The organism is Demequina ureilytica (assembly GCF_048553575.1).
Classification (GTDB): domain Bacteria; phylum Actinomycetota; class Actinomycetes; order Actinomycetales; family Demequinaceae; genus Demequina.
Map to the genome: position 1 here is coordinate 250,672 of NZ_JBLZIE010000002.1, position 23,877 is coordinate 274,548.

25 protein-coding genes are annotated in these 23,877 nt (G+C 66.1%); 11 read left to right on the forward strand and 14 right to left on the reverse strand.

Annotation, left to right across the window (positions count from 1 at the left end; genetic code table 11):
- Positions 1-277 precede the first annotated feature (277 nt).
- Both ACNI3K_RS07930 and ACNI3K_RS07935 read right to left on the reverse strand, forming a co-directional pair.
- The gene (locus ACNI3K_RS07930; RefSeq protein ID WP_419391341.1) at positions 278-1,276 is read right to left on the reverse strand and encodes a hypothetical protein; all 999 of its coding nucleotides are present in this window, start codon (positions 1,274-1,276) and stop codon (positions 278-280) included.
- Positions 1,277-1,645: 369 nt separating this feature from the next.
- Positions 1,646-1,888, reverse strand: a complete 243-nt coding sequence (locus tag ACNI3K_RS07935; RefSeq protein WP_419391342.1) for a hypothetical protein — start codon at positions 1,886-1,888, stop codon at positions 1,646-1,648.
- 227 nt (positions 1,889-2,115) lie between these two features.
- On the opposite strand from ACNI3K_RS07935, the gene ACNI3K_RS07940 reads away from it, so the two are divergent.
- From ACNI3K_RS07940 to ACNI3K_RS07960, 5 genes are all read left to right on the forward strand, one after another.
- Positions 2,116-4,053: a GmrSD restriction endonuclease domain-containing protein gene (locus ACNI3K_RS07940; protein ID WP_419391343.1), complete on the forward strand. Its 1,938-nt coding sequence runs from the start codon at positions 2,116-2,118 to the stop codon at positions 4,051-4,053.
- Positions 4,050-4,742: a DUF429 domain-containing protein gene (locus ACNI3K_RS07945; RefSeq protein ID WP_419391344.1), complete on the forward strand. Its 693-nt coding sequence runs from the start codon at positions 4,050-4,052 to the stop codon at positions 4,740-4,742. The genes ACNI3K_RS07940 and ACNI3K_RS07945 overlap by 4 nt, the downstream gene beginning before the upstream one ends.
- A 1-nt stretch (position 4,743) precedes the next feature.
- Positions 4,744-5,715, forward strand: coding sequence for a nuclease-related domain-containing protein (locus ACNI3K_RS07950; RefSeq protein ID WP_419391345.1), 972 nt, complete (start codon positions 4,744-4,746; stop codon positions 5,713-5,715).
- Positions 5,716-5,826: 111 nt separating this feature from the next.
- A complete protein-coding gene (locus ACNI3K_RS07955) occupies positions 5,827-6,354 on the forward strand; it encodes a hypothetical protein (protein ID WP_419391346.1) in 528 nt (175 codons plus the stop codon).
- 519 nt (positions 6,355-6,873) lie between these two features.
- Complete coding sequence (locus tag ACNI3K_RS07960) at positions 6,874-8,064, forward strand: RtcB family protein (RefSeq protein WP_419391347.1); 1,191 nt, start codon at positions 6,874-6,876, stop codon at positions 8,062-8,064.
- 82 nt (positions 8,065-8,146) lie between these two features.
- On the opposite strand, the gene ACNI3K_RS07965 is transcribed toward ACNI3K_RS07960, so the two are convergent.
- Both ACNI3K_RS07965 and ACNI3K_RS07970 read right to left on the reverse strand, forming a co-directional pair.
- Positions 8,147-9,574 (reverse strand): DUF2252 domain-containing protein, encoded by a 1,428-nt coding sequence (locus tag ACNI3K_RS07965; protein WP_419391348.1) that lies wholly within the window; start codon positions 9,572-9,574, stop codon positions 8,147-8,149.
- Positions 9,575-9,665: 91 nt separating this feature from the next.
- Positions 9,666-10,412, reverse strand: a complete 747-nt coding sequence (locus ACNI3K_RS07970; RefSeq protein WP_419391349.1) for an NYN domain-containing protein — start codon at positions 10,410-10,412, stop codon at positions 9,666-9,668.
- A gap of 90 nt (positions 10,413-10,502) precedes the next feature.
- Here ACNI3K_RS07970 and ACNI3K_RS07975 point away from each other — a divergent pair, with 90 nt between their 5' ends.
- Both ACNI3K_RS07975 and ACNI3K_RS07980 read left to right on the forward strand, forming a co-directional pair.
- On the forward strand, positions 10,503-11,186 hold the full coding sequence (locus tag ACNI3K_RS07975) for a DUF6308 family protein (RefSeq protein WP_419391350.1): 684 nt from the start codon (positions 10,503-10,505) through the stop codon (positions 11,184-11,186).
- A 138-nt stretch (positions 11,187-11,324) separates the two neighbouring features.
- Entirely contained in the window at positions 11,325-12,302 is a 978-nt protein-coding gene (locus ACNI3K_RS07980; protein WP_419391351.1) for a zinc-binding dehydrogenase, read from the forward strand.
- A 6-nt stretch (positions 12,303-12,308) separates the two neighbouring features.
- On the opposite strand, the gene ACNI3K_RS07985 is transcribed toward ACNI3K_RS07980, so the two are convergent.
- The 3 genes from ACNI3K_RS07985 to ACNI3K_RS07995 are packed head-to-tail and all read right to left on the reverse strand — an operon-like array spanning position 12,309 to position 14,418.
- Positions 12,309-12,722, reverse strand: coding sequence for a hypothetical protein (locus ACNI3K_RS07985; RefSeq protein WP_419391352.1), 414 nt, complete (start codon positions 12,720-12,722; stop codon positions 12,309-12,311).
- Between the two features lie 37 nt (positions 12,723-12,759).
- Positions 12,760-13,908 (reverse strand): alpha/beta hydrolase, encoded by a 1,149-nt coding sequence (locus ACNI3K_RS07990; RefSeq protein WP_419391353.1) that lies wholly within the window; start codon positions 13,906-13,908, stop codon positions 12,760-12,762.
- A 33-nt stretch (positions 13,909-13,941) separates the two neighbouring features.
- Entirely contained in the window at positions 13,942-14,418 is a 477-nt protein-coding gene (locus ACNI3K_RS07995) for an AMIN-like domain-containing (lipo)protein (protein WP_419391354.1), read from the reverse strand.
- A gap of 40 nt (positions 14,419-14,458) precedes the next feature.
- Here ACNI3K_RS07995 and ACNI3K_RS08000 point away from each other — a divergent pair, with 40 nt between their 5' ends.
- Positions 14,459-14,602 carry a hypothetical protein gene (locus ACNI3K_RS08000; protein WP_419391355.1) on the forward strand — a complete coding sequence of 48 codons (144 nt, stop codon included), beginning with the start codon at positions 14,459-14,461 and terminating at the stop codon, positions 14,600-14,602.
- 324 nt (positions 14,603-14,926) lie between these two features.
- Here ACNI3K_RS08000 and ACNI3K_RS08005 read toward each other — a convergent pair whose 3' ends face one another.
- The 5 genes from ACNI3K_RS08005 to ACNI3K_RS08025 form a co-directional block, all read right to left on the reverse strand.
- Positions 14,927-15,229: a DF family (seleno)protein gene (locus ACNI3K_RS08005; protein ID WP_419391356.1), complete on the reverse strand. Its 303-nt coding sequence runs from the start codon at positions 15,227-15,229 to the stop codon at positions 14,927-14,929.
- A 63-nt stretch (positions 15,230-15,292) separates the two neighbouring features.
- Positions 15,293-16,243: a 5'-nucleotidase gene (locus tag ACNI3K_RS08010; protein ID WP_419391357.1), complete on the reverse strand. Its 951-nt coding sequence runs from the start codon at positions 16,241-16,243 to the stop codon at positions 15,293-15,295.
- An 81-nt stretch (positions 16,244-16,324) separates the two neighbouring features.
- On the reverse strand, positions 16,325-17,551 hold the full coding sequence (locus ACNI3K_RS08015; RefSeq protein WP_419391358.1) for a mechanosensitive ion channel family protein: 1,227 nt from the start codon (positions 17,549-17,551) through the stop codon (positions 16,325-16,327).
- 81 nt (positions 17,552-17,632) lie between these two features.
- Complete coding sequence (locus ACNI3K_RS08020) at positions 17,633-18,307, reverse strand: SDR family NAD(P)-dependent oxidoreductase (RefSeq protein WP_419391359.1); 675 nt, start codon at positions 18,305-18,307, stop codon at positions 17,633-17,635.
- Positions 18,308-18,450: 143 nt separating this feature from the next.
- Entirely contained in the window at positions 18,451-19,905 is a 1,455-nt protein-coding gene (locus ACNI3K_RS08025) for a glycoside hydrolase family 32 protein (RefSeq protein WP_419391360.1), read from the reverse strand.
- A gap of 129 nt (positions 19,906-20,034) precedes the next feature.
- Between ACNI3K_RS08025 and ACNI3K_RS08030 the strand changes: the two genes are divergently transcribed.
- From ACNI3K_RS08030 to ACNI3K_RS08040, 3 genes are all read left to right on the forward strand, one after another.
- Positions 20,035-20,631 carry a DUF6318 family protein gene (locus ACNI3K_RS08030; protein WP_419391361.1) on the forward strand — a complete coding sequence of 199 codons (597 nt, stop codon included), beginning with the start codon at positions 20,035-20,037 and terminating at the stop codon, positions 20,629-20,631.
- Between the two features lie 327 nt (positions 20,632-20,958).
- Positions 20,959-21,717 carry a hypothetical protein gene (locus ACNI3K_RS08035; RefSeq protein WP_419391362.1) on the forward strand — a complete coding sequence of 253 codons (759 nt, stop codon included), beginning with the start codon at positions 20,959-20,961 and terminating at the stop codon, positions 21,715-21,717.
- A gap of 389 nt (positions 21,718-22,106) precedes the next feature.
- Positions 22,107-22,793, forward strand: coding sequence for a DUF4287 domain-containing protein (locus tag ACNI3K_RS08040; RefSeq protein WP_419391363.1), 687 nt, complete (start codon positions 22,107-22,109; stop codon positions 22,791-22,793).
- Positions 22,794-22,852: 59 nt separating this feature from the next.
- On the opposite strand, the gene ACNI3K_RS08045 is transcribed toward ACNI3K_RS08040, so the two are convergent.
- Both ACNI3K_RS08045 and ACNI3K_RS08050 read right to left on the reverse strand, forming a co-directional pair.
- Complete coding sequence (locus ACNI3K_RS08045; RefSeq protein WP_419391364.1) at positions 22,853-23,071, reverse strand: hypothetical protein; 219 nt, start codon at positions 23,069-23,071, stop codon at positions 22,853-22,855.
- Entirely contained in the window at positions 23,068-23,766 is a 699-nt protein-coding gene (locus ACNI3K_RS08050; protein ID WP_419391365.1) for a nucleoside/nucleotide kinase family protein, read from the reverse strand. Before ACNI3K_RS08050 ends, ACNI3K_RS08045 begins: the two co-directional genes overlap by 4 nt.
- Between the last annotated feature and the right edge of the window lie 111 nt (positions 23,767-23,877).

The following is a 23,877-nucleotide window of genomic DNA, read 5'->3' on the forward strand; positions in this document are numbered from 1 at the left end:
AGAATCCTCCCGGTTGGTGTGCGAGGGGCGCTTCGCGCACCAAAGCCAGCCGCACATACGGGCCCCTGGTCGTAGAAGACACCGCCCACTGTTTGTCAGGCGAACGCTCTGTGCGGATTGGAGGAAGGCGACGCCACACTGCACTGCGGCTGGACTGCCTTCATGCTGCGAGCCACCGGACCGTTTGCACGCATCGTCCCTGGTTATAGAAGTAGAACTTCACGCTCGCCCCCTTGCAGCATGGGAAGCCAAAACGGAGAAAAGCTCGACACACGAACTAGATGCGGCGCCAAGCTTCGCGTCCCACCCGTTTAAGCACGGCTTCGGCACTCAAACCGTCATCGATCGAGTCCACCGGCTGAGGAGCCTGCGTAGCCTCTTTCACACGTGAAATGGCCTCATCCGTTTTCCGGGAGATGAGATCCGCACCTTTCGGGTCTCTATGATCTAGAAGCAACGTGGTCGCTCCATCTGCATAGGCGCGAGCCTGCCCTTCCCAGTCCGCATCCGAGAAGTTCACAAGTTCAGACACTTCCCTCACCGCATCATCGATCATCCGATCGTACCCATCGACATTTCCCGCTTTCTCCATCGCAATGGCCGTAGCAACCTGCCATTCAAGGGATCCGGTCGATTGTAAGAGGTTGAGCTCCTCGAGAGTTCGGACGGTCCCCGCCAACAATTGGCTTTCTGCGAGCCGTTGGCTAAGCGCGGTGGCCAGAAGCGCACGTCGCTCGCCTTCAAGCACTCGCGCCTGGCGTAGCAAGACCAAAGCTGCAGCGAGGAACAGCAAAGCCACCCACCATGGCCCAAGGATTCCGAGTTCAATCCCAAGAACCAAGAGCGGTAACGAAACACCAGTCCGGAACGCCGATTCCGCTGCCAACCTATCGGTTTCGTGGTACTGGTCGGGAGCCTTATGCCATAACTGCATCGACAACGACTCGAGTTGATCCTCGAGTAAATCCACTGGAAAACAAAGGGAAGCCCTGACAGGAAGACCACGCTCCGCATAGCGGTCACTCACGGCATCCTTCACTGCGCTTCGGATCTGTTGTCCACTACTATCCGGCACGCTTAGCGTGCGCGCCGCGCGACCTACGGCGTTTGCCCATCCTCCGACCTTGCCTGCCAACGCCGTCGCGGAGATCCCCATCGCCCGCCGAAACCCCTTTGACAGCTCCTGAGCCAGAATTCCTATCAAGTACGTAATAAACGCGACTACCGCGAACAGCAGCGTTTCCGGTAGAAGAAGAACTGAGTGCGCGATCTCCACTATTTCGGGGGCAACCCTACTTACCGCGTCCCACTGTAGCCATCCGAAGATTCCGAGCACAGCCACCCAAAGCGCTCCGACCGCAAACGGTGTACGGATTTGCCGCACCCCGGGCATTAGCGCCGCGAATATCCCCATGAGTCCTCTCCGTACCGCTAGCGAAATGATGAACCAGAGCGTACGGCCGAGCTCACTTGCAGGCCAACCCGTCTTGATCTAACACCTGCAAACGCTCTGCGCACCGCGATCTGTTCGCATGCCACGTGCGCCGGCGCCGGCACATCGCTCGCACCGAGCCGTTCGGCCTCGTGATCGACGCATCAAACGGCGGCCTGAGGCTGACCACGACGAGCAATCCGCAAACACTGCTCAGAGCATCGGTCGGCCCAGCACCCCGTGCAGCAGTACCGTGTTGCCACGCGCAAGGAGCTCAGCGACCGCATCAGCTACCTGCTCAAGCACGTCCTGAAGGTGCGTGTCCTCGTGCTCGGCCTCGCTGTGTACGAGCCAAACCTCCAGGCGGTTTGTGCGCGTAGTTCCCGGCGGCACCTGCTCGTCGCCCACGCGGCACAGTGACACGACCGCGTCGACCTCGGCCGGGCAGTCATCCACCAAGCCGTCGTCGTGCCGCTTCCGCGTGGGCGTGCCGTCGGGCGAGGTCGTCGCGCCGCGAGCGCGGGATCTGGATTCCCGTAGAGGTGCCGCCGGTCGACTTCCCCCGACTCCCCACTGCGAAGAGGACGAACCAAACAGAGTCGTCAGGCTGCCAACCCTTCGAGAATGAGCGAGTTTTGGCGTCGCGCTACATTAGGGACACATCACCGCGCTGAGGGGGCGACATGAGCGTCGAAATGCAACAGCCGTCAATTGCGGACCTGCTCAAGGACGTCGGAGCAGGTCGCATCCAACTACCCGACTTTCAGCGCGAGTACCGCTGGGACGTCGAGCGCATACGCGAACTGTTAGTCACCGTGCTCAAAGGACACCCTATGGGCGTCTATATGGTGTTGCAGACCGGCTCTGATCAGGTTCGGTTCAAGCCAAAGACCCTGACCGGCGTTGTCGCAGGTGGCGACGAGTGTCGCGAATGTGCTGAGCGCTTCCGGGGACGAAACATTGGTCACATTGGCCAACCCGACTACCTTCTTCTCGACGGGCAGCAGCGCTTGACCTCACTCTTTCAAGCGCTCGGCGGAGACGGAATAGTCCACTCGGCCGATGACAAGGGCAAACTACGGCACGTCACCTACTTCCTCGACGTTGAAGCGGCATTGGGCCAGGATGGCAACCAGTCGGACGCCATCGTGGTGTTACCCGCGGACCGCGTAGAGCGGACCAACTTTGGGCGTGACGTGGTGCGGGACTGCAGCACCCTAGAGGGCCAACTTGCAGCGGGCCTGATGCCGGTCACAGCGATCTACGACGATTCCGCAGTCAGCTGGATGCTCGAGTACCTCAAATCAGCACCCGAGCTCGCACAGCATCGCACCGACCTCTTCACGTCTCTCCAGAGTGCCGTATTCGGCCCCATGAAGTCGTACCAGGTGCCTGGGATCGAGCTCCTCAAAGACACCTCGAGAGACGCCGTTGCAACGGTCTTTGAGAAAGTGAACACCGGCGGCCTTGCACTAGATACGTTCGAACTCCTGACCGCGACATTCGCGGGTGACCCGGCCGGCGCGAGCGCGGACGGAAGCGACTTCCGGCTGGTGGACGATTGGAAGAAGACCAAGAAGATTCTCGATCAGCACCCCACGCTAGGTGGGTTCCAAAAGGTGTTCTTCCTCCAAGCGATTACGCTCCTCGCGACCCGCGCAGCAAGGATTGCTGGGATCGAGGCCGGCAAGGCCAAGCCGCGTTCCATCAGTGCACGACGCGAGGACATCTTGCGCCTGCGCCTCCCGGACTACTTGGCCTGGGCCGACCAGGTTCGAGCGGCACTTCCCTGGGTTGCGCAATTCCTCATCGAGCAGAGGATTCACTCCGACAAGTTCGTGCCGTACGCAACGCAGATCGTTCCACTGACGGTAGTTCGCGTTCTACTCGCTCAAGACGCAGACAAGTACGCGGTCAAGGAACGGCTCCAACAGTGGTACTGGTGCGGGGTTCTGGGCGAGCAGTACGGGTCCACTACCGAGACCAAGTTCGCCCGCGACGTCGAACAAGTGCCGGACTGGGCGATGGCCGCAGTTCAGAGTCGTGGCTCCCGACCGCCAGAGACCGTCACGGTCGCCTCCTTCGCGGAGTCCCGACTCTTGACGTTGAGAACACGCGGCTCGGCGGCGTACAAAGGCATCTACGCACTGCTTATGCGAGGCGGTTGCAAGGACTGGCAGTACGACCAAGACATTGACCACGCGACGTACAACGACATGAACGTCGATATCCACCACGTGTTTCCGCGAAAATGGTGCCTGGACAACGGGATCGAAGATGCCGAACGTGAGTCAATTGTGAACAAGACTCCACTCAGTCGCCGCACCAACATCATGATCTCGGCGAACTCGCCTGCGGACTATGTCGTTACTCTCGGGGTGAAGTCAGGGCTGTCGAGCGATGCGCTCGACAGGGTATTCCGTTCCCATGAGATTGACCCGGTGCACCTCCGCGCCGGCGACTTTCCGGCGTTCTTCGACGCTCGCCGTGAGGCCCTTGTCGCCCTCATCGAACGGGCGATGGGGAAGGCCGTTGCCCGTGATCTCGAGGTCACTAGGCGCGACGAACTAATTTTCGAGCCCGAGGATACAGACGACATGGATGCAGATGAGGGCGCATGACAGTCGTCGGGCTGGACGCATGCAAGGGCGGCTGGGTAGCCGTCGCCATCAATGACGAGTCCTTCGCGGAGGCGTTCATCGCGCCTACGCTCAGCGCCGCGGAGCGCATCGCACGCGAACGATGGAGCATAAACACAGTCGTGGTGGACATCCCCATCGGGCTTCCCGATGCGGGGCCTCGCGCGGCAGATATCGAGGCAAGGAAGTTCATCGGCCCGCGTCGCAATAGCGTCTTCCCCACGCCGGTCCGCGCCGCGGTCGAATCTGATTCATACCTTGCAGCATCGGCGGCGTCCCTTGCGGCGTGCGGCAAGCGCATCAGCCAACAAGCGTGGGCGATCACGGATCGCATCCGCGATGTCGATGCCTTTATCCGGCGCAGTGTCCCAGAGACACGCATAATCGAGGGCCACCCCGAAGTCTCCTTTCGCGCGATGGCGGGCGAGCCACTGCTCGACTACAAGAAGTCACTCACGGGAGCGTTGCACCGCCGCGAGCTCCTTGCAGCCGAGGGTCTCGTGCTCCCAGACGGGCTAGAGCGCGGGCTCAAGGGCGTCGCTCGTGATGACCTCCACGATGCGGCCGCGATGGCGTGGACCGCACGCCGTGTCGAACGCGGCGAGCACAACAGCCTGCCATCTGCTCCCGAACGGTTCTCCGATGGAATCCCGAGCGCGATCTGGTACTGACGTGGATGATTTCACCATCACCCGATGGAAGCGCTACGGACACGACCGTGCGTACGTGGCAGACGCGTCGGGCACAAAGTTCGGGTACGTCGACCTGGCCACGGGCGAAAGCGTCTTCGATCCGGGTGCCGCCACCGAACCCGCACGAGACGCGGTGAACGCTTGGTGCACACATGAGGGCATCCCCCTGCCCGCCGCAGTTCACACCGAAGAGTCCACCGACACCGAACCCGAAGTGGCTCAAGAGCCTGAGACATCGTCGACTGAGCCACCGCCACCCTTGGCCCCAAGCTCGACATCGGTCGCGGACCCAGCTCCAGATACCCGGGCGCCGGAATGGACCGACCTCTCCGCGCATCGGCCGGGTGAAGGCGTGCGCCAAATGGCCGACGCCGAATGGGCCGCCTCAAAAGACCGCTCCAAGGTGTTCGCTGCCCTCAACCGCTACGTATTCGACAATCACACCGACGAGCGAGCGTGGCGCAAAGGCGCCGAGGGTGAGGAGTACGTCGGGGCCAAGCTCGACAAGCTCCGGGACAGGGGCTGTCACGTGCTGCACAGCGTGCCGGTCGGCAAGGGCGAATCGGACATCGACCACATCGTGATCGGGCCTGGGGGCGTGTTCACCATCAACAGCAAGATGCACTCCGGCAAGAAGATCTGGGTCGCCAAATACCAGATGCGCGTGAACGGCCAGCCTGTCCCCTACCTCCGGAACTCGCTGCACGAGGCCGAGCGGGCCAAGAAGCTATTGGACGCGCACCTCAACTTCGAGGTTCCAGTTGTGGGCTGCGTCGTGGTGCTCACCGGCTCGCTCGTCCCCGAGGTGACCTACAAGCAGATGCCCGACGACGTGCGCGTGCTCGACAAGTGGGACGTGCCCAAGTGGTTCAAGAAGCGGCCGGCGGTACTGTCGCCAGAACAGGTCGAGGCGGTCTTCGAGGTCGCGCGCCGGTCGACTACGTGGACCTGAAGGCCACGGTCAACCAGCGCCCCGAAGGGACTTGGCTATGAACAGGATTGCAGCGCTCCCGACGTGAAAATCCCCCTTTGGATGCTTGAACTTCGCCGCTACGGTAAGTGCATGTCCAGATCGAGCACCGTGCCAACGCGAGCGCATCAAGACCTGGCTATTGCCTGGTACCGGCGGATCCGGCGTGCCCAACACGACCATGGACGCGCCGCGGGAACAGCGCGGCGATGGGCAACTATCTGGACGGTTGGCGGGCTCGGGCTAGGCGTGTTGGCTGGCGGATCCTACGTCGCGGACCTATTGGATCTAGATGTGGGGCTGCGTCCCGCGCTATCTGCGTCGCTCGCCGTGGTCGGGGTCGTCGCGACGGCTGTTCCTTCCCTGACCGACCTGGGAGGTTCACGGGCCCGCCATGAGCGCGCGTCACGCGACTTCGGACGTATCCGCCGAGAACTCGCCATAACTGCCCTCGATGCTGAACTTTCGGACGTCGCGAGGTACAAGGCGCTCCAGAACCTGAAGACTCAGATGGATGCAGTTGCGCTCGCCTCGCCAAACATTCCCGACCGCCTTTGGAAGAAGAGTCTCGACCAAGATGACTATTTCCCACCGGAGTTCGGCCACTGGCGAGCGAGGTAGGAGAGGGCCCAGCTCCACCTGCAGGCATTGCGTGCCGTAAGCCGCAAGTCCCCGCCGCGGTGACGGCGGCGCACTACCTGTCGATGGCTCTTGCGCTCCCAGCCAGGCCCGCGCTAAGGTCCCATGCTCGTGCGCCGGCACCAGCCGGATCACGCACCAGGGACGCACAGAAAGGAACCGCGATGAGCTTCGACGCCACGAGCTCGGCCACCGCCGGCTTCCTTCTGCGCACCCAAGAACCTCTCCGCCTACAAGAGCGCCACCTCTGGCGACCGGTAGAGCGTCGAGAGGGCTATCTGCCCAAGCGCTGACCATCACTGTGCTCACACGACCGTGGGCCCACATGGCGGCGCTGGCCGGGATTCCCTAGGGGGCGGTCGGCCTAGCGGCCAAGCCGCCAGGCCCCCCGCCCCGGCGACTCTCACACCACCCGTCATGCTCGTGCGCGCGCACGCCTGCTCGCCACGACGTCGGCTCAGCCGACACCCCATCACTCACCACTCAACGAAAGGAAAGACCATGGAGAAGCTGAACTCTCGGCTTCTGAACTGGGCGTCCATCCTGGACCCCCAGACCAAGGAGCAGGCGATCACCACTTCGACCATGCCGTTCATCTACCCGCACCTGGCGCTCATGCCCGATGCTCACTTGGGCCTCGGCGCGACCGTAGGCTCGGTGATCCCCACCCTGGGGGCCATCATGCCTGCGGCCGTGGGCGTGGACATCGGCTGCGGCATGATCGCAGTGCGGACCCAGTTCACGCTCGACGACGTCGAGGGCAAGGACCTGGCCGAGTTGCGGTCGCAGATCGAGCGGTCCATCCCACTCAGCGCGGGCGGCAAGAACCGCAAGTTGCGGGACACCGCGGCTGCCCGGATCGAGACGCTCGAGGCGGCGGCGACCCCAGAGCAGATCGCACGGTTCGACTCGCTCGCCAAGGCTTGGAGGCTGCAGCTAGGTTCACTCGGCTCTGGCAACCACTTCATCGAGGTGAGCGTCGACGAGTCTGACCGGGTGTGGCTGTTCCTGCACTCCGGGTCCCGGGGCATCGGGAACCGGATCGCACAGCACCACATCGCGGTGGCTCACACCGAGATGTCCAAGTACTGGATCACGCTGCCGGACAAGGACCTCGCGTACCTGGTCGAGGGCACGCCCGAGTTCGACGAGTACATCGCCGACCTGTTGTGGGCGCAGGCATACGCGCTCGCCAACAGGGAGGAAATGATGGATCGGGTGATCGACCAGTTTGAGCGGTGGATGTCCGCGGCCACCGGTACGGAGGCCACCATCGACGAGCAGCACCGGATCAACTGCCACCACAACTTCTCCGCAAAGGAGAGGCACTGGGGCAAGGAGGTCTGGGTGTCCAGGAAGGGCGCTATCTCGGCGGCCGACGGCGAGTGGGGACTCATCCCCGGATCGATGGGAACCGCCTCGCACGTGGTGACCGGGCTGGGCAACGCGCCGGCGCTCAACTCGTCTCCGCACGGAGCCGGGCGGGTGTACTCGCGGTCCAGGGCTCGGAAGTCGTTCACCCAGGACGACCTCCGGGCGTCCATGGTGGGCATCGAGTACCGGGACACGGACGCCTTCATCGATGAGATTCCGGCGGCGTACAAGGACATCGATCAGGTGATGGCAGATGCCTCAGACCTGGTGGAGATCCAGCACACGCTCCGGCAGATCGTCAATGTGAAGGGCGACTGAGCCGGTGCGGCGCGCCCTCGGGGCTAAGGCCCCGAGGGCGTGCGCTGTCCCAGCCCGCGCGTCGGCCGGGCGCTTGCGGCGACTACGACCCCTCGGCAATCGGCAGCCGGCCACTCTTGACCGCGGCCAGCAATGCCTCGTGGTCGGCCTCGGTCTGATCCGCATAAGCGCGAGCGAACTTCGCCATCGCCTTGTCCAGATTGGTGCCCTTGCCCACGTAGCCGGCGATCATTGACGCGCCGCTCGTACGTGCGTGGCCCTTGGCGAGCAGGCGACCGGCGATGCCCGCGTAGTTCGCGAGCGCTTTCCCAGAGATGTTCTTCAGCGAGACGGCGCCCTTCATGTTGCGAAACTGCCGCACGTAGAACTGCCGGTCATCCACGGTGGTCCATCCGAGCAGCGGATCACTCACTGTTTGAAGCGCCTTCTGATACTCCACCACTCGCTGACCCTGGTGCTCGTGTAGTGCCTTGTCGCCGTGCACGTGTCGCGCGAGCACCGACCTTCGAGCCTGCTTGAGCTGAAGGAAGATCACGTCGTCCTCACTGGACCCCTCTAGTAGAGCCACATAGGCGCGCAGTCCCACGGACCCCACGCCCACCACTTTGTGAGCCACGTCCACGAGCGTGTAGCCACCCAGCAGGCGGCGCCAGTGCGGATCGAGAGTCATCAGGTACTCGTCGAGACCCTCGGCCACCATCTCGGCCTCGGCCTCGGGTAGCCGGGTGATGAGCGGCGGCTCCTCAACGATCTGGCGGGTACCACCGTTCTCGGTGGTGAAGCGCGGAAGGGCGCGGTCCGAGGTGCGCTTGCGCGCCCGCTTGGCCGCCCGCGCGAGCTCTGAGTCCAGCGAACTGCCCGTCTCGTGGTCAGCCATCCGGTCCATGTCGAGTCGCTCGAACGAGCGGGCGAACAGAGGCTGGTCCGCTTGATAGCGGATCTCGTCGCGATAAGACCGAGCGCAGTTGAGCACCGCCTCTTTGCACTTCTTCTCCGAGGCGCCGGTCTCGCGGCCGGCCACCCACGTGCTCGCCACCAGCCGGCGCAGGTCCCACTCCCACGAGCCCGGGTGCGCCTCGTCGAAGTCGTTCAGGTCCAGCACCAGGTCGCGCTCGGGCGAGGCGTAGAAGCCCACGTTGCCCAGGTGCGCGTCTCCGCACACCACCGGCGTGATGCCGGTCGCGGGAAGACGTGCCACGTCATCGGCCATGACCACCGCGGAGCCACGAAGGAACCCGTATGGCGAGGCAGCCATCCGTGCCACTCGCACGGCGACCAGCTCCGGGACGCGGCCCTCGTGGTTCTGCTCCACGAGTGCGATGGGGTCCCGGTCCTCGCGGCCGATGCTCCACTCACCTAGCGAGCGCCTCGGCACCTTCTTGCGGAGGGCCTTGCCGAGCGCGTAGCGCTCGGAGCGGTCTGCGGGACGCTTTCGCAGCGACTGATACGCAAGCCGGTCGGTGTCGGCATCGCTGACGACATCGTGGCCTTCTGACTCGTCATTGCGCACGCGATCCATCCCCTCCACCGCGCTCCGGCAGCGGGCGACCTCCCTATCGTCACACGTCTACGGCGAGGTTCCGGCTGCGTGTGTGGTCCGACTACCGGGACTTGCGGCGCGGAGCCTTCCGTACATACGCGTTTGACTGCCTGCCGTCGCCGGCCTTGCGGGACGTCATCTCATACGAGGGGTGAGCCTCCATCAGGTCCCTCAGCTTGGCGTAGCCCCACGTGCGGGTGTCGAAGTCGGAGGCGAGCCGGGACAGGTTGGAGCCAACGGTGCCCAGTTGGGTCCAACCGTCGTCGCCCGCAGCGGACTCCACGGCCTCGGACAGCAGCTTGTCGAGCGCCGGGTCCTTCTTGAAGGCGGGGGCCGCGGCCGCGGGCTCGGGTGCGGCCTCCGGCTCGACCAGGTTCTCCACGTAGACGAACTGGGTGCACGCCGCCACGAACGGCTTGGGCGTCTTGCGCTGGCCGAAGCCGTAGGCCGCGAGCCCCTGCTCGCGGATCCGCGCCGCCAGCCGTGTGAAGTCGCTGTCGCTCGACACCAGGCAGAAGCCATCTACCGTCCCGCCGTGCAGCAGGTCCATGGCGTCGATGATCAGCGCGCTATCGGTGGAGTTCTTGCCCGTTGTGTACGCGAACTGCTGGATGGGCTGGACCGAGTGTGCGAGCAGTTCCGGCTTCCACTTGGACAGTCGCGTGGACGTCCAGTCGCCGTAGGCGCGGCGCACGGTCGCCGTCCCGTACTTGGCGATCTCGACGAGCAGGCGTTCAAGATGCTGGGCGCTGGCGTTGTCGGCGTCGATCAGGACGGCCAACCGGGCGTCATTCGTGGGTTCTGCCATGACCCCACTGTCCCACTGATGGGCGCTCGACCGCGCCCCTCAGCGTCCCGCGCATCGACGCGGTTGGCCCGATGAGCGTACGGTCGAGAGATGAATAAGACATCGCAAGAGTCCACGACACTCACCGTCGGCGACCGTGACGACGCCGTCTCGCGGCTGCGTCACTACTTTGGGAAGTGCGAATGCGCGAGCCCCGATAGCGGCGCTTCGTTCGAGACCGTCGGGCACCCCTGGGACAGCAAGTCCAAAGTCAACACCGTCAGCCCAAGCGACTTGGTGGCTTTGGCCACCATCACCACGCCGGTCGCGGGGCCAGCGGCCATCTGGATGCTCGACAAGCGCAACCTCAAGAAGACCCAGAAGCTGCTCAAGAAGATCCCGGTCAAGTCGAAGATCGGCACCAAGGCCGGAACCAAGCTCCTCAAGGACGGCGGGCCCGTGTCCAAGCTGTGGGACCACTGGAGCCAGGCGCCCGGGCTCGGTCCGGTCTCGGTCAGCAAGCTGCTCGCCCGCAAGCGCGGCAAGCTCGTCCCCGCGTATGGGTCCGTGGTCGCCGAGCAGTTGGACGTCAGCGATCCCGGCGAGCACTGGGCCGCCATGCAGGGCCTGTTCACCGATGGTCGACGGGACCTGTGGGCGACGGCAAAGGACTGGCGACGCGCCGCCGGCGTCAACTCGCTGGTGAGCCCGCTCAGAGTGATCGACGTGGTGCTCTGGAGCCGCGGCACCCTCCCCGAGGGTCCGCCCTGCGCTACGGACGCCGCTAAAAAGTAGCTTCACCGCCGGGCGCGCAAAGGCGCCTCGCAAGAAATGCGTGAACCGCCGCCGACGTTGTCGCGCCCGGACCCTTCGTGACTGGCGCCCCTCATCGGTCCGCAACGCCACGTCACCGCAGCAACGAAAGGCCTCATCATGCGCGCGCTCATTCAGCATCAGTTCGGCGACCCGTCCACAGAGCTTGCTCTGGAGGACGTTCCGGACCTCGAGCCCGGCCCCGGACAGGCGGTGGTCCGCATGGTGCTGTCGCCCATCCACAACCACGACCTGTGGACCGCGCGCGGCAGCTACGGATTCAAGCCCGAGATGCCCGCCCGAGCCGGCAGCGAAGCGGTGGGCGTGGTTGAGGCGGTCGGCGACGAGGTCGACTACCTCTCCCCCGGCCAGCGCGTGGCCAGCGCCGGAACCTTTGGCGTGTGGGCCGAGCAGTTCGTGGCCAATGCGGCCTCGCTCATCCCCGTGCCCGACGAGATCCCCGACGAGGTCGCCGCGCAACTGGTGGCCATGCCCATGTCCGCGATCAGCCTGCTCGACTCGCTGGACCTCAGCGAGGGCGACTGGATGATCCAGAACGCCGCGAACGGCGCCGTGGGTCGCATGGTCGCCCAGCTCGCGCCGTCCCGCGGCATCAACGTGGTGGGACTCGTGCGCCGCGCCGAGGGCGTCGAGGAGATGGCGAACCATGGGATCGCGCGCATCGTCGCGACCGACCACGACGGCTGGAAGGACGAGGTCGCGGCGATCACGGGCGGCGCACCGCTCAAGGCGGGCGTCGAGTCCGTGGGCGGCGAGGCCGCCTCGGACGTGCTGTCGCTGCTGGCCGAGAACGGCACTCTCGTGGTGTTTGGCGCAATGGCCTCGCCCACGTTGCAGCTCAGTTCGGGCGACGTCATCTTCAAGCAGGCCACGGTGCGCGGCTTCTGGGGCAGCAAGGTGAGCGGTTCGATGTCTGCCGACGACCGCACCCGCCTGATGCAGGAGCTGTTCGCTCGCCTCTCGGATGGCACCCTCACGCTTCCCGTCGAGGCCACCTACCCGCTCAGCGAGATCGCCGATGCGACACGCGCCAACTTCGCGCCGGGCCGGGCGGGCAAGATCCTGCTGCGCCCCTGAGGGCAGTCAGTCCTGGCCCTGAGGACCGAACCCCCGCGGCATCCTGCCTTTGCCCGACGCGCTCAGCTGCCACACCGCGCCCGCTGTCCACGCGATGCCGCCTAGGAGGGTCACGTAGACCCCGATCGCGGGGGTGCCAGACATGTTCAGAAGTCCGACCAGTGCGACGAGCATCGCCAGCACCAGCAGGGTCTTCTGGGACGCGCTCCCGGGAGTCCGGGCACGGCCGACCACTCCTGACGTCATGATCAACACCACGGCTCCGGCAAGCGCTAGCGCGAGCGTAGTGATGCCGCCCGTTTCAATCCCGATCCTGCTGACGTTCGGGATCGAGACCCACGGGAGGAATGCCGCGACAATCACGACAAGGATCGCCACGCCCGAGATTCTCTGGGGCATGGTCAGACGTCCGAACCTCATGAGCGGAACCTAACACCAGGCCGGTCGTGAACACCGCCTACTCACTGATCTCGCGGCCCGCAAAGGCCTCCGCGAAGAACGGCACCACCGCATCGGTCATCCTCTGCTCGAAGAGGCTCACGTGCGTGCCGTCGTGCACCGTGTAGACGTGCGGCACGCCCTGCTCGGTGAACTCGGAGTCGATGAACCGGCAGCCCTCAAAGATCCACCGGAACTCGTCGTTCGATCCGCAGTCGAGGCCCAGCGCAGTGAGCGACAGCAGCGCCTCGCGGTGCTCGTCGATGTCGGCACCGATCTGCCCGACGCCTGCCTCCCACAGCTCCCACACAGCGTCGTCGCGCACCGCCTCACCGTCGACCAGCGAGTACGGATACTCGAGGTACGGAGGCTCCGGGGACGGTGCGAACGCCGCGCCGTACGAGAACGTGAAGCTCGCCCGCGAGTCCCCCAGCGCGCTCAGCAACTCCTCCCCCTCGATCCCCTCGAGGCGCTCCAGCTCCGACAGCACCGCTCGCGCCTCAGCAGCGGACCCGAAGAGAGCGGGATCGTCGATCCCGTCCTCCCCCGCGACTGCGGGCGACATCACGAAGACCGAGCCAAAGACGTCAGCGTGCCTCATCCCGATGGAGAGGGCGCCATACCCACCCATCGAGTGCCCGGCCAGCCCACGCGATGCGGCCGATGCGAGGGTCCGGTAGTGCGCATCCACGTACGGGACGATTTCGGTCACCAAGGCTTGCTCCCAGTTACCCGTGGCGTCCGAGTCCGCGTACCAACTACCGCCCAGCTCGTTGGCGCCCGTGACGGTCACCACGATCATGGGGTCGGACGTGTCGAGCGCCTCCCCAAGTACGTCGGGCATGTCCGCGGCCGTGTCGTACGCGGAGTAGCCCGGCAGGAAGTACAGCACCGGCAGGGGCTCGTCGGAGGTGAAGTACGCGTCGGGCAGGAGGACGCCGACGGTGATCTCGGTCGATGCGCCCAGGAGGTTGCCCGCGAGTTCCTCTGAGTCGAACTGGAACACCGTGCTGGGTGCGGGCGTCGCCGACGTCTGTGGCGCGGAACTGGCGTCGGAGGCTCCCGTGGCGCCGCAACCGCTGAGGGCAATCGCCGCCGCGATGACAGCGGCCGCGCACGCACGTCGGGACGGCCGGACCAGATGGTTGATGCCCCCACGAGTGTTCACGCCGCGCACCTCACTCACATCTCGGCATCGCTCTCACGGGTGTCGCACGTCGATCACCACGCGCGTGGGGTCCGCGAGACTGAACACCCGGAACGGCTCGTCTGAGGACAGGCCCACCCAGATCTCGACCTGGCCGTCGAACTCCGCGCCGTAGCGCACCTCTGTGACCACGCCGCCAGTCGAGGGGGTGATGCGGCGCGGGCCCTCGAAGTCTTGTGCGCCGTCCACCGTCGGGTCCACCACTCCACTCACCAAGATCAGCAGGTACTGCTCGCCCAATAGATAGACGGGCTCCCCTGCGGCGACCTGCGTGGGGTCCTCGACGTACCTGCCGTCCCAGCCGGGAGTGCCTGTGCCTGCCAAGTCGAGGACAATCCGGTCAAAGCGCTGGTGGACGCCAAAGCGCAGGTCGACTGGGCTGAGGCGTGCATCGGCACTGGGTTCGGCGGTATCGGGCGCGCGATCCGCAGGGAAGGGGGCCGCGACGGCCAGCGGGTGATCGTTCGGCAACGGAACCTGTGGGACCGATGGCGCCGGGGAGGGCGTTGTCGTGGGCGACGGGGAAGCCGAGGCCTCCGAGGTGTCGGGCGATGCGGTGACCGTCGCAGTGACCGTCGGCTCAGGGGTGTCGAACGTGCAACCCCCCACGACCATGGTGCCCGCGACCGCCAAGGCCAAGACTCGTATGAAATGACCCCGTCGCATCGTGCCGCTCCCGTGCAGGCCAGCCGGCGTAGCGACGCCGGCGAAGGCGTGCACCTTCATTGTCCTCCCATGGAGAATGGCCTGCAACAGGTCGGCGTCACGCACCCGACCGCGCTTCCAGGCACCGCGAAATGTCCGCCACCGGTAGTACGGAATCGGCATGCCGGAACTGCGGCACTACGGCATCGTTCCTGCGTATCGATTCGGACCATCGCTCGGTGTATCTCGTCGATGGCTCTAATGCGCGAGACGACATCCCGATCTGAGTGCGCACGGCTCGGTCGCCGTCGACGAAGAAAACAACAGAGCCCGACTACGCTCCCAAGAGAACCTCAGTCAGTTGCCCGACCGTGGGTGAGCCGTCGACACCTTCCGGCGTCCGGTAGAGCCGGCACGATAGCCCCACCGACGCACCAGGTTGAGCGAACGGATCCTCGCCGTCGATGAGCAACGACGGAGACCCGAGAAAACCCCACTCTTCGGCCTGCTCGGGTGTTGCGACCAGAACCTTCTCGACGTTGGCCGTGCTGCCCACCGCTTCGAGCGCTTCACGCAGGCGCCCCTCAGTAACCCGCCAGTTGGGGCAGCCGTCGAAGTACAGCAACTGAACTCGCATGACCCCATGGTGCACCTTTCCGACGCCGCCCGCCTCGCCGCATCGGCCGCCCGGCAAGAGCAGCTACGAGCCCGCGGCCTGCTCCAGCGCCTCGTTCGCCACGCCGTACGGCACGTGCACGCCCGCCACATGCGCGAGCGCACCTGACAGGTGGCCGTCCTGGTCGTCGAAGAACAGATGCGGGCGCATGACCTCGAGCACCTTCGCCTTCTCGATGCCGCCCAAGAAGAACGCGTCGTTCACGGTCACACCCCAGGACCGCAGCGACTGCACCGCGCGCTCGTGCGCGGGTGCCGCCCGCGCCGTGACCAAGGCGACGCGCACGCGTGGCTCGTAGGTCGCATCGGCCGCCTGGCGTTCCTGCTCGAGCTTCTGAATGCGGTTGAGGTCTTCCAGCAGCGGCTTCAGCAGCCCCGGCGAGTGCGCGACGTCGCGCTTGGCGACCTCGTTCTTCACGAACCCAGCCATGCCCTCGGTCTGGTAGATCCGCTCGGACTCGTCCGTGGCGAGCACCGCATCGAAGTCGAAGGCGATGCGCAGCGACTTGTCCGAAACCTCGTAGGCCGCGGTGTTGGGCAGCACTTGGCCCGCGGGCTGACCCGCGCGCACGGCGGTCCAGACGTCGTCCTTGTTCTGAGTGAGAAACAGGCTCATGCTCAGTGCAGGGATATACGACAGCGGCGAGCGTCCCTGCGTGAAGAACGCCCTCGTGACCGTGAGCCCGTGGTGCTCAACGGACCGCATCACGCGCAGACCGGTCGATGCGGCGTTGCGCGACAGCACGATCACCTCGACCAGCGCATCGCCTGGCCGCAGGTCGTTCAGCTGCAGCAGGCGCTGAATGAACGGGAACGCCGGGCCGGGCTCGAGCGGCACGTCGACGTTGCGGTCCTGGTACTCGGCGTAGGCCGCCTCGCCGTGCTCGCGGAAGTACGCGTCGGACTCCGTGAGATCGAACAGCGCGCTGGACGCGACCCCCACCACGAGCCTGTCTGACAGGTCATAGGCGGGCATCGAGAACCTCCAAGGCGGGTCGTGCAGGCGGAGTCACGACTCTATCTGGGCTCACCACCGCCACGCACCCGCCCCGAGCGCTCAGGCGCGGTGCGAGGAATCCTCAGCCCCAGCATCGGCCGACTGCTCGGCCTCCTCCTGCTCGCGCACCTCGCGCGCCATGCCGTGCGTGAAGTTGGTGGCGCGCTCCTCCGCCTCGGCGCTGCCGGTGAACAGGCCCGGGACCTCTGTGGTCTCGGTCGAGACACCCTTGCGCGGGCGGTGCGGCTTCTGAGGCACGTCCGGCTCGTGGACGATCACGCGCTGCGTGGGAGCCGCATCGGGCATCTCGCCCTGCATCCAGATGACCATCGCCTCGCGCACGTAGCAGCGCAGGTCGAACAGCGTGGGGGCGTCGGCCGCGGTCACGAGGATGCGCACGCGCACGTAACCGCCGACAGCCTCGGTGACCTGCAGCACCTTCGCCCGCCCGTCCCACAGCGAGGTCTGCTCGAGAACAGTGTCGAGGTGCTCGCGCATGCGCTGCGGCGACACCCGCCAGTCCAGATCGAACTCGACCGAGCCCAACAGCTCGGACCCGCGACGTGTCCAGTTCTCGTACGGCGTGGTCGTGAAGTACGTGCACGGCAGCACCAGGCGGCGGTCGTCCCACAGCTCGAGCACCACGTAACTGAGCGTGATCTCGCCCACGCGGCCCCACTCGCCCTCGGCGACAATGACGTCGTCCACGCGCAGCGCGTCGCTGAACACCAGCTGGATCCCGGCGAACATGTTCGCGAGCAGCGACTGCGCCGCGAGGCCGGCGACGATCGACACCAGCCCGGCCGAGGCCAGCACGCTCGCCCCCAGCGCGCGCACCGAGTCGAAGGTGAGCATCACCGCGCCGATTGCGATCACGACAATGATCGCGATCGCGAGGCGCCGCACAATCAGGGTCTGCGAGCGCAGGCGCCGTGCCAGCCGGTTGTCGGGCACGTCGATCCGGTTGCGCTCCAGCGTGAGGTCGGTGAGGAACTCCACCAGCGCCGCAAGCAGCCAGGCCGATGCGCCAATCACCACGATCGTGAGCGCTCGGAAGACCACGGCCTCCCAGTTTTCGGCGGGGAACGAGGCGCGCACGCCCACCCAGAGCCCCACCAGCAGCACGAGCGCCCAGAACGGGCGACGCGTGTGCGTGACAAGGGACTGCGCCCAGGGCTGGCGCTTGGCCGTCACCCTCATGGCGATCTTGATCACCAGACCGGCCACCACGGCCACGCCGATGGAGATCGCGGTGGCGATCGCAAACTGGAGCCAGTCGTCGAACATGAGTCTCCCAAGAGAAAAGGCCGCTGACATACGACTCTACCGAGCCATACGCCAGCGGCCTGTGCGACTTTGCGGGGTCGGCTACTCGCGACCGTCCTCGAGCGGGATCAGCATGGTGCGGAAGTCCGTGCCGGTGGAGTGCATCTCCCAGATGCGGTCCGCGACGTCGTCCACGCCGTTGTCGAGTTGGAGCTTGGGAATCGCGCCGGGGATCACCAGCTGGGTGACGCGGATGCCCTCGTCCGCGAGAGCGTCATGCAGCATCTCGCCGTAGGCACTCTCCGCGGGGAACGCGACCGAGGTGCCGGCAAAGCCGTGACGGGCCTTCACGGAGGTGCCGCCGTTGATGAGGATGATGCTCCCCTCACCGGCCTCGCGCATGCCAGGCAGCACGGCGCGCGCAGCGTGGATCAGGCCGAGCGCGGAGAACTGCAGCGCCTCGAGAGCGAGCTCGGGCGTGAGGTCGAGCACCGGCTTGAGGTAGTCGCGCGACGGCAGCGGGCTGTACTGCAGGGCGGTGATGGGGCCGAGGTCCTCTGCGGCATGAGCGAGTGCTTCCTCGAGCTGGGCGCCGTCTTTGACGTCAGCTGAATAGCCCTTGGCGGTCACGCCGTGCTCGCCGAGCGACTCGGCCAGGCTCTCGAGCTTGGCCATGTCACGTGAGATGAGGGCGACGGAGAATCCTTCGCGGCCGAACCTGCGGGCGACAGCGCCTCCGAGGTTGGGTCCGGCTCCGACGATTGCGATGGTGGGCATGGCTTGAGTCCTTCCTAGGGTTGCGGGACTGCTCTCAACCTAACGCCCGCGCCGACGAGGCCCATTCCTCCGCGGCCCCTCCCCGCCTTAGCGCCCCGGTGGTAGCTGAGTGTCGGGTTCAGGGGTCGCGCAGATCCTGGCGGTCACTCAGTGTCGGCGGGCACGGCGATCGTTACAGCACCGGCAGCACCACCGATCACCCGCACGCGCCATCCCTCGGGTCCCACAAAGACCTGGTGCGACATCACCGAAGCCCCGTCGCACGCAAACACCTCCACCAGGTGCGCGTCCAGGAACACCTCAACCGGGTCGCCGTCCCACGGCATGCGCCGCTCGCTTGCGAACCGCTCGTCGATACCGTCGACGCCGGCCGAGGCCCGCTCGAACACCACCTCGCGCGAGTCCACATCGAGGGTCACGGTCGCGAGCACGTTGTCCCCGGAGCAAAGTTCGACCGAGACCGTGCGCTCCGCCTTGAGCGACTCGATAGTGACAACGCCCACGAGCCCCAGCTCGAGACTGTCGTCGTTGTCGTCCCCCACCGACAGCAAACCCAGCTCTTCCGGAACTACCGGGGTCTGCTCCAGCTCCACCCGCGCATCGGCCGTAGTCCTCAGCGACAGCTCGCGCACCAGCGACATTGCTCCGCGGAAGGGCACTGTCGGAACCTCGTGGGCGTACTGCCAGTTCGACATCCAACCGAGCATGAGGCGGCGGCCGTCGGGAGCATCGGAGAACGTGACGCCCGCGTAGAAGTCGCGGCCGTAGTCGAGAAGGCTCCACGTCTCCCCCGGCGCGGGCGTGAAGCGGCGGCCGTCGAAGTCGCCGACGATCCACCGCATGGTCGAGCCCTGCTCGTCGGTGCGGTCGTGGTCGTGGGTCGAGAGGAGCATGACCCAGCGCTGGTCGGCCTCGTCGCGGTCCACTGGCAGGGCGAAAAGGTCGGGGCACTCCCACAGCTCGTCAACGGGCGTCGGGTGGTCGAAGGCGCTTTCCCACGTCCAGTCGCGCAGGTTGTCCGACGAATAGACGAGCACCTCGTGGGCGACGGCCTCGACCACCACCATGACCCAGCGCGCTTTGCCGTCCGCGCCCTCAAACCGGAAGACCTTGGGGTCGCGGAAGTCGCGGGAGCCACGGACCAGCACGGGATTGCGGTCGTAGCGCTGCCACGTCGCGCCGCGGTCCTGGCTGAACGCGAGCGACTGAGCCTGCAGGCCGTCCGGGGTCGCGGCCGTGTAGATCGCGATGATGGGATCGGCGGTTCCGTCACCCAGTCCAGAGGTGTTGCCGTGATCGATCACCGCGGAACCCGAGTAGACCTGCTCGGTGGCCGTGGCCGGGATGGCGACATCGAGCTCGCGCCAGCTGATGAGGTCCTCGCTCACGGCGTGGCCCCAGCTCATGTTGCCCCAGCCCTCGCCGCCCGGGTTGTACTGGAAGAACGCGTGGTAGACGCCGTCGATATGGACCAGCCCGTTGGGGTCATTCATCCAGTTGCGCGCGGGAGTCAAGTGCCACGCGGGCCGGGGCGACAGCCGGCCGATGAGGTCGCTGGGCTGATCGTCTTCGCTCGCCTGATCCGTCGCTGGGTCCACCGTCATGAGCCTAAGTCATGGGGGCGGTGGGTGTGACTTTGCTGTCCACAGGTTTGCCGCTCACCCTGCCGCGGCTGGCCGTGTGTCGGTAATGTCTGCCACATGAACCACGGGCGGGGTGGGTCCAGGGTGGCGGTCGTGCTCGTCGCGGCTGCTCTGGCCGCGTCTGCCGCCGGATGCTCGGGCGATCCGGACCCCATCGTGACCGAGACACCCACGCCGACCGCCGTGCCCATCACGACGCCGAGCCCCACGCCCACGCCATCCCCTTCTGCGACCGAGCTCACGGACGAAGAGGTAGCGGCTCTCCTGCCCTCTGGTGCAATGACGGCAGACCTTTGGGGTGCATTCGCTTTCGCGAGCACGCTCATAACCGAATCTCGGTCGATGGTCGTTGATGGGGATACCCGTCTATTCGAAGCCCTGTCGACCGAGACATGCACTTTCTGTGCGAACGCGCTTTCGTATGCGCGCTCCTTGAACGCGGCGAACGAGTCACTATCTGGCGGCCAGATCAGTATCGAGAGCCAGACCCCGCAGGGCGGCCTCCAGCCCGATGGACTATGGCAGTTGGAGTTCGACATCGCCGTCGAAGAAGCAGCCATTCTGGATCAGAGCGGGGCACCCACGGTCGAAGTCCTTTTCTCGGAACACAGAGTCGCAGTACTCATGGAGCACGATGGAAACGCCTGGCTTGTGCGCGACGTCGGGTCGGAAGAAGGCTGAGACATGTTGCCGATTCGACTCCTCACCGCATTGGCGCTTCTGGCCGTCTCCCTGGTCTTCGCCTCTCCAGCGGCACAAGCTCAAGGGTGCCGTAGCACGGGGCATGTGAGCGCACATGAGTGGAACGCCAACACATGTGACGCAACTGTGGAGGTGGGCACCGCGACCGGCGAGCCAGCTTCTGCAGGAAGCGCTGGCCCTGCTTCTTCGTCCAATGCTCCACAAGACCGCTATCAGCGGCGAGAGATCTGCGCAGACTGGCTCACGTACGAAGAAGGCACCGACCCAATCATCCGGCAGTTCCCCGGGCAGATCGCCGACTGTGTAGTGCCCTACGAGACGCCCGATCTCGATTGCCCCGCCGGCAGCTCGGTGATCCCGCCGCTGTGGGTCTCCCGCCACCTGGGCGGGGGCGCCTATGGCCCCTGGACGCAGATCACCGGCTACAACTGCGGGGCAGACCTCCTCCCCGCCGCTATCGCGAGCGCCTGGCGAGCCATGCACATCACCCCCACGACCTACACCACCCAGCCCGCGAGCGGATGGGCCATCGCATCCATGGGCGTGATCCCGGTCGCGAGCGCCGAGCCGCAGACCAATGCCGTCACCGCCCTCGGCACGCCCGTCCTGCTCCGCGCGACCCCCACGAACTTCACGTGGACCACATCGGACGGCACCGACGTCACCACCTCAGTTGCCGGCGACGGGTACGGGTCCGGCGCGCAGCCGCTCACGTTCGACCGCCGCGAGTATCGCGCCCAACTCGCCCTCACCACCACCTGGACCGGTCACTACAGCCTCAACGGCGGCGCAACCTGGGCCGAGGCGCCCGGCACCGCGACCACTACCTCCGCCACCACCTCGATCCACGTCTTCAATCCACGCGTGCAACTAGTCGACTGCGACACGAGCGGCGACTGCGCCACCGGCGCCTCCGCGGGCCGGACGGCCGCCACTCTCACCGACCCCGACGCCGACGGGATCGACAACCACCTCATCCCCGACCACGCCATCAACGCCTACCTCGAGGTCCGCGCCGACGGACAGAAATGGACCTCAAGCGAGCGCAGAAACCCTTCCCAATAGCAACGATCTGGTCACGGTTCCCATGTGAACCCTCACATCGACAGCGCTCCACGCCCGCCGGTGACACGATGGCGAACAGTCGCGCGGCCTTGGTTCGCGTGCAGGACTGCGGGGGTCGTGTCAACGGCGATACGGCCTTCGCACTCCATCTCCTCCCTGGATTCTCAGCGCCCATCAACCTGCGCGCAACCAGTGCATCGGCGCTATTCTGAACCCCAAAGGCGACCCGTCTCGCCTGACCTCCGATGCGACGCTCGCGCCGCCGCAGACCGAATCTTCGGTGGAGGCAAAGGGGGCCCAAGAGTGCTCGACGCGGACGAACTGCCGTGTCTCATGCGCGGCTCGGCCGGCGCGAGCGACCGGGACGCGCTCGACCCACGGGAGTTCCTATGACCACTCAAGAATCCTTCAAGAAGCGCGTCCGCACCCGCATGGCGAAGACAGGCGAGAAATACTCCGCCGCACGCCGCGCCCTCCTTCCCCCGCCCAGCAGCGCCAACGCGTCCGCCGGCTGGGTCTCGCAGCCCGAGTCCACCGACGAGCAGGTGAGCAAGGCCACCGGCCGCACCTGGGACGAGTGGGTCGCGGTCATCGACGCGGGACCCGGGCGCGACGCCACCCACACCGAGATCGCTGCGTGGCTGAACGAGCACACCGACATCGGCGGATGGTGGGCGCAGGGCGTCACGGTGGGCTACGAGCGCATCACCGGCAAGCGCCTGCCCGGCCAGATGCCCGACGGCACCTTCACCATCTCGCGCTCACGCACAATCGCGACCCCGCCCGATGCGCTCAAGGCCTTGATCGAGGACGACCAGTCGCGCGCTGCACTGCTTCCCGACGTGGTCGCCACGCGCACCTCGAAGCCGGGCGTGAAGTCGCCCCGCTACGCGCTCACCGACGCCAAGGACGGTGCGGCGCTGGGCTCGGTGCTGTTCAACTTCGACAGGGCGACGACGGGCACGCGGTTAACCGTCAGCCACGAGAGGATCGCGACCTACGCCGCGACCGAGCCGTGGAAGGAGTTCTGGGCGCAGTGGCTCACCGAGCTCGCAAGCGCGGAGCCTCCGGCGTAGTCGCTGTGCCCACAGTCTGGGGTGCTGCGCGTCCTGCGTATTCGTCAGGACCACAGCAGTCAGTCCTCGAGTGGCGTCGACGGATCGGCAAGCGTTTCGGCCCTGCGTCTCACGCGGATGTACTCCACCAGGATCCGCATCGCCGCGCCCGCGATGATCCAGAGCCCCAAGATGATCAGCACCCAGGACAGGGACATGTCGGTCGCCACGTAGAGCAGGACAGCAACGATCACGCCCGACACTGCGGAAGAGAGGCTCCAGATGCGTGGGTTCGTCATGACTCCACCGTAAGCGACATGTCCACACGCATGTCGGCCCTATGGGCGGAGGGCGCGATCAGCTCGGCATTGCGCTGGTCGCTTCCCAGCGCGTGGGCCCGCGCAGCCTCGACGCTGCGCCCGAACGCAACGTGCCGCGCCACCAGCCGCTCGAGCCGTACCTCCTCTTGCGCCTCGAGATACCACGAGTCCGTCAACAGGTCCCCGATGTCGCCCCACGGCGACGGCTCCAGCAGCAGGTAGTTGCCCTCGACGATCACCAGCGGGATGTCGCGCGGCACCGGGATCGCGCTGGCGACCGGGTCCTCGATGTCCCGGCGGAACTCGGGCGCGTAGACCACGTCCTCATCGTTCGCGACGATCCTGCGCAGCAGGGACAGGAAACCGGCCGCATCGAACGTGTCGGGCGCCCCCTTGCGCTCGACCCTGCCCAACCGCGACAGCTCCGCGTGCGCCAGGTGCAACCCGTCCATGGGGACCACCACCGCACGGGCCGCGCTGCCCGCATTCAGGCGAGCTGCGAGCGCCAAGGCGAGCGTGGACTTGCCCGCCCCCGGCGCTCCCACGATGCCGAGAACCGCCCGGCCTCCGCCCGCTTCGGCCGTCAGAGACCGCGCCCGCGCAACCAAGGAATCGAGCGACATTCCTCGCTCGGTACCGGTACCGCCGGCATTCGCGTAGCCATCGAGCGTCATGATCGTGACGCTACCCCTCCCGCCCCGCCCGCGCATCGGTCGTACGCTGGAGACGTGTCTACCCCCGCATCGTCCGGGCCACCCGGCGTGACGGACGTCCCCCGCGAGCAG

What these genes read in the sequence shown, in the direction of transcription:
- ACNI3K_RS07955 (WP_419391346.1), top strand. Translation starts at nt 5,827, where the DNA reads ATGTCCAGATCGAGCACCGTGCCAACGCGAGCGCATCAAGACCTGGCT.
- ACNI3K_RS08045 (WP_419391364.1), bottom strand. Translation starts at nt 23,071, where the DNA reads ATGACGAACCCACGCATCTGGAGCCTCTCTTCCGCAGTGTCGGGCGTG.
- ACNI3K_RS08020 (WP_419391359.1), bottom strand. Translation starts at nt 18,307, where the DNA reads ATGCCCACCATCGCAATCGTCGGAGCCGGACCCAACCTCGGAGGCGCT.
- ACNI3K_RS07980 (WP_419391351.1), top strand. Translation starts at nt 11,325, where the DNA reads ATGCGCGCGCTCATTCAGCATCAGTTCGGCGACCCGTCCACAGAGCTT.
- ACNI3K_RS08040 (WP_419391363.1), top strand. Translation starts at nt 22,107, where the DNA reads ATGACCACTCAAGAATCCTTCAAGAAGCGCGTCCGCACCCGCATGGCG.
- ACNI3K_RS07940 (WP_419391343.1), top strand. Translation starts at nt 2,116, where the DNA reads ATGAGCGTCGAAATGCAACAGCCGTCAATTGCGGACCTGCTCAAGGAC.
- ACNI3K_RS07945 (WP_419391344.1), top strand. Translation starts at nt 4,050, where the DNA reads ATGACAGTCGTCGGGCTGGACGCATGCAAGGGCGGCTGGGTAGCCGTC.
- ACNI3K_RS08010 (WP_419391357.1), bottom strand. Translation starts at nt 16,243, where the DNA reads ATGCCCGCCTATGACCTGTCAGACAGGCTCGTGGTGGGGGTCGCGTCC.
- ACNI3K_RS08015 (WP_419391358.1), bottom strand. Translation starts at nt 17,551, where the DNA reads ATGTTCGACGACTGGCTCCAGTTTGCGATCGCCACCGCGATCTCCATC.
- ACNI3K_RS08005 (WP_419391356.1), bottom strand. Translation starts at nt 15,229, where the DNA reads ATGCGAGTTCAGTTGCTGTACTTCGACGGCTGCCCCAACTGGCGGGTT.
- ACNI3K_RS07985 (WP_419391352.1), bottom strand. Translation starts at nt 12,722, where the DNA reads ATGAGGTTCGGACGTCTGACCATGCCCCAGAGAATCTCGGGCGTGGCG.
- ACNI3K_RS07970 (WP_419391349.1), bottom strand. Translation starts at nt 10,412, where the DNA reads ATGGCAGAACCCACGAATGACGCCCGGTTGGCCGTCCTGATCGACGCC.
- ACNI3K_RS07960 (WP_419391347.1), top strand. Translation starts at nt 6,874, where the DNA reads ATGGAGAAGCTGAACTCTCGGCTTCTGAACTGGGCGTCCATCCTGGAC.
- ACNI3K_RS08050 (WP_419391365.1), bottom strand. Translation starts at nt 23,766, where the DNA reads ATGACGCTCGATGGCTACGCGAATGCCGGCGGTACCGGTACCGAGCGA.
- ACNI3K_RS07975 (WP_419391350.1), top strand. Translation starts at nt 10,503, where the DNA reads ATGAATAAGACATCGCAAGAGTCCACGACACTCACCGTCGGCGACCGT.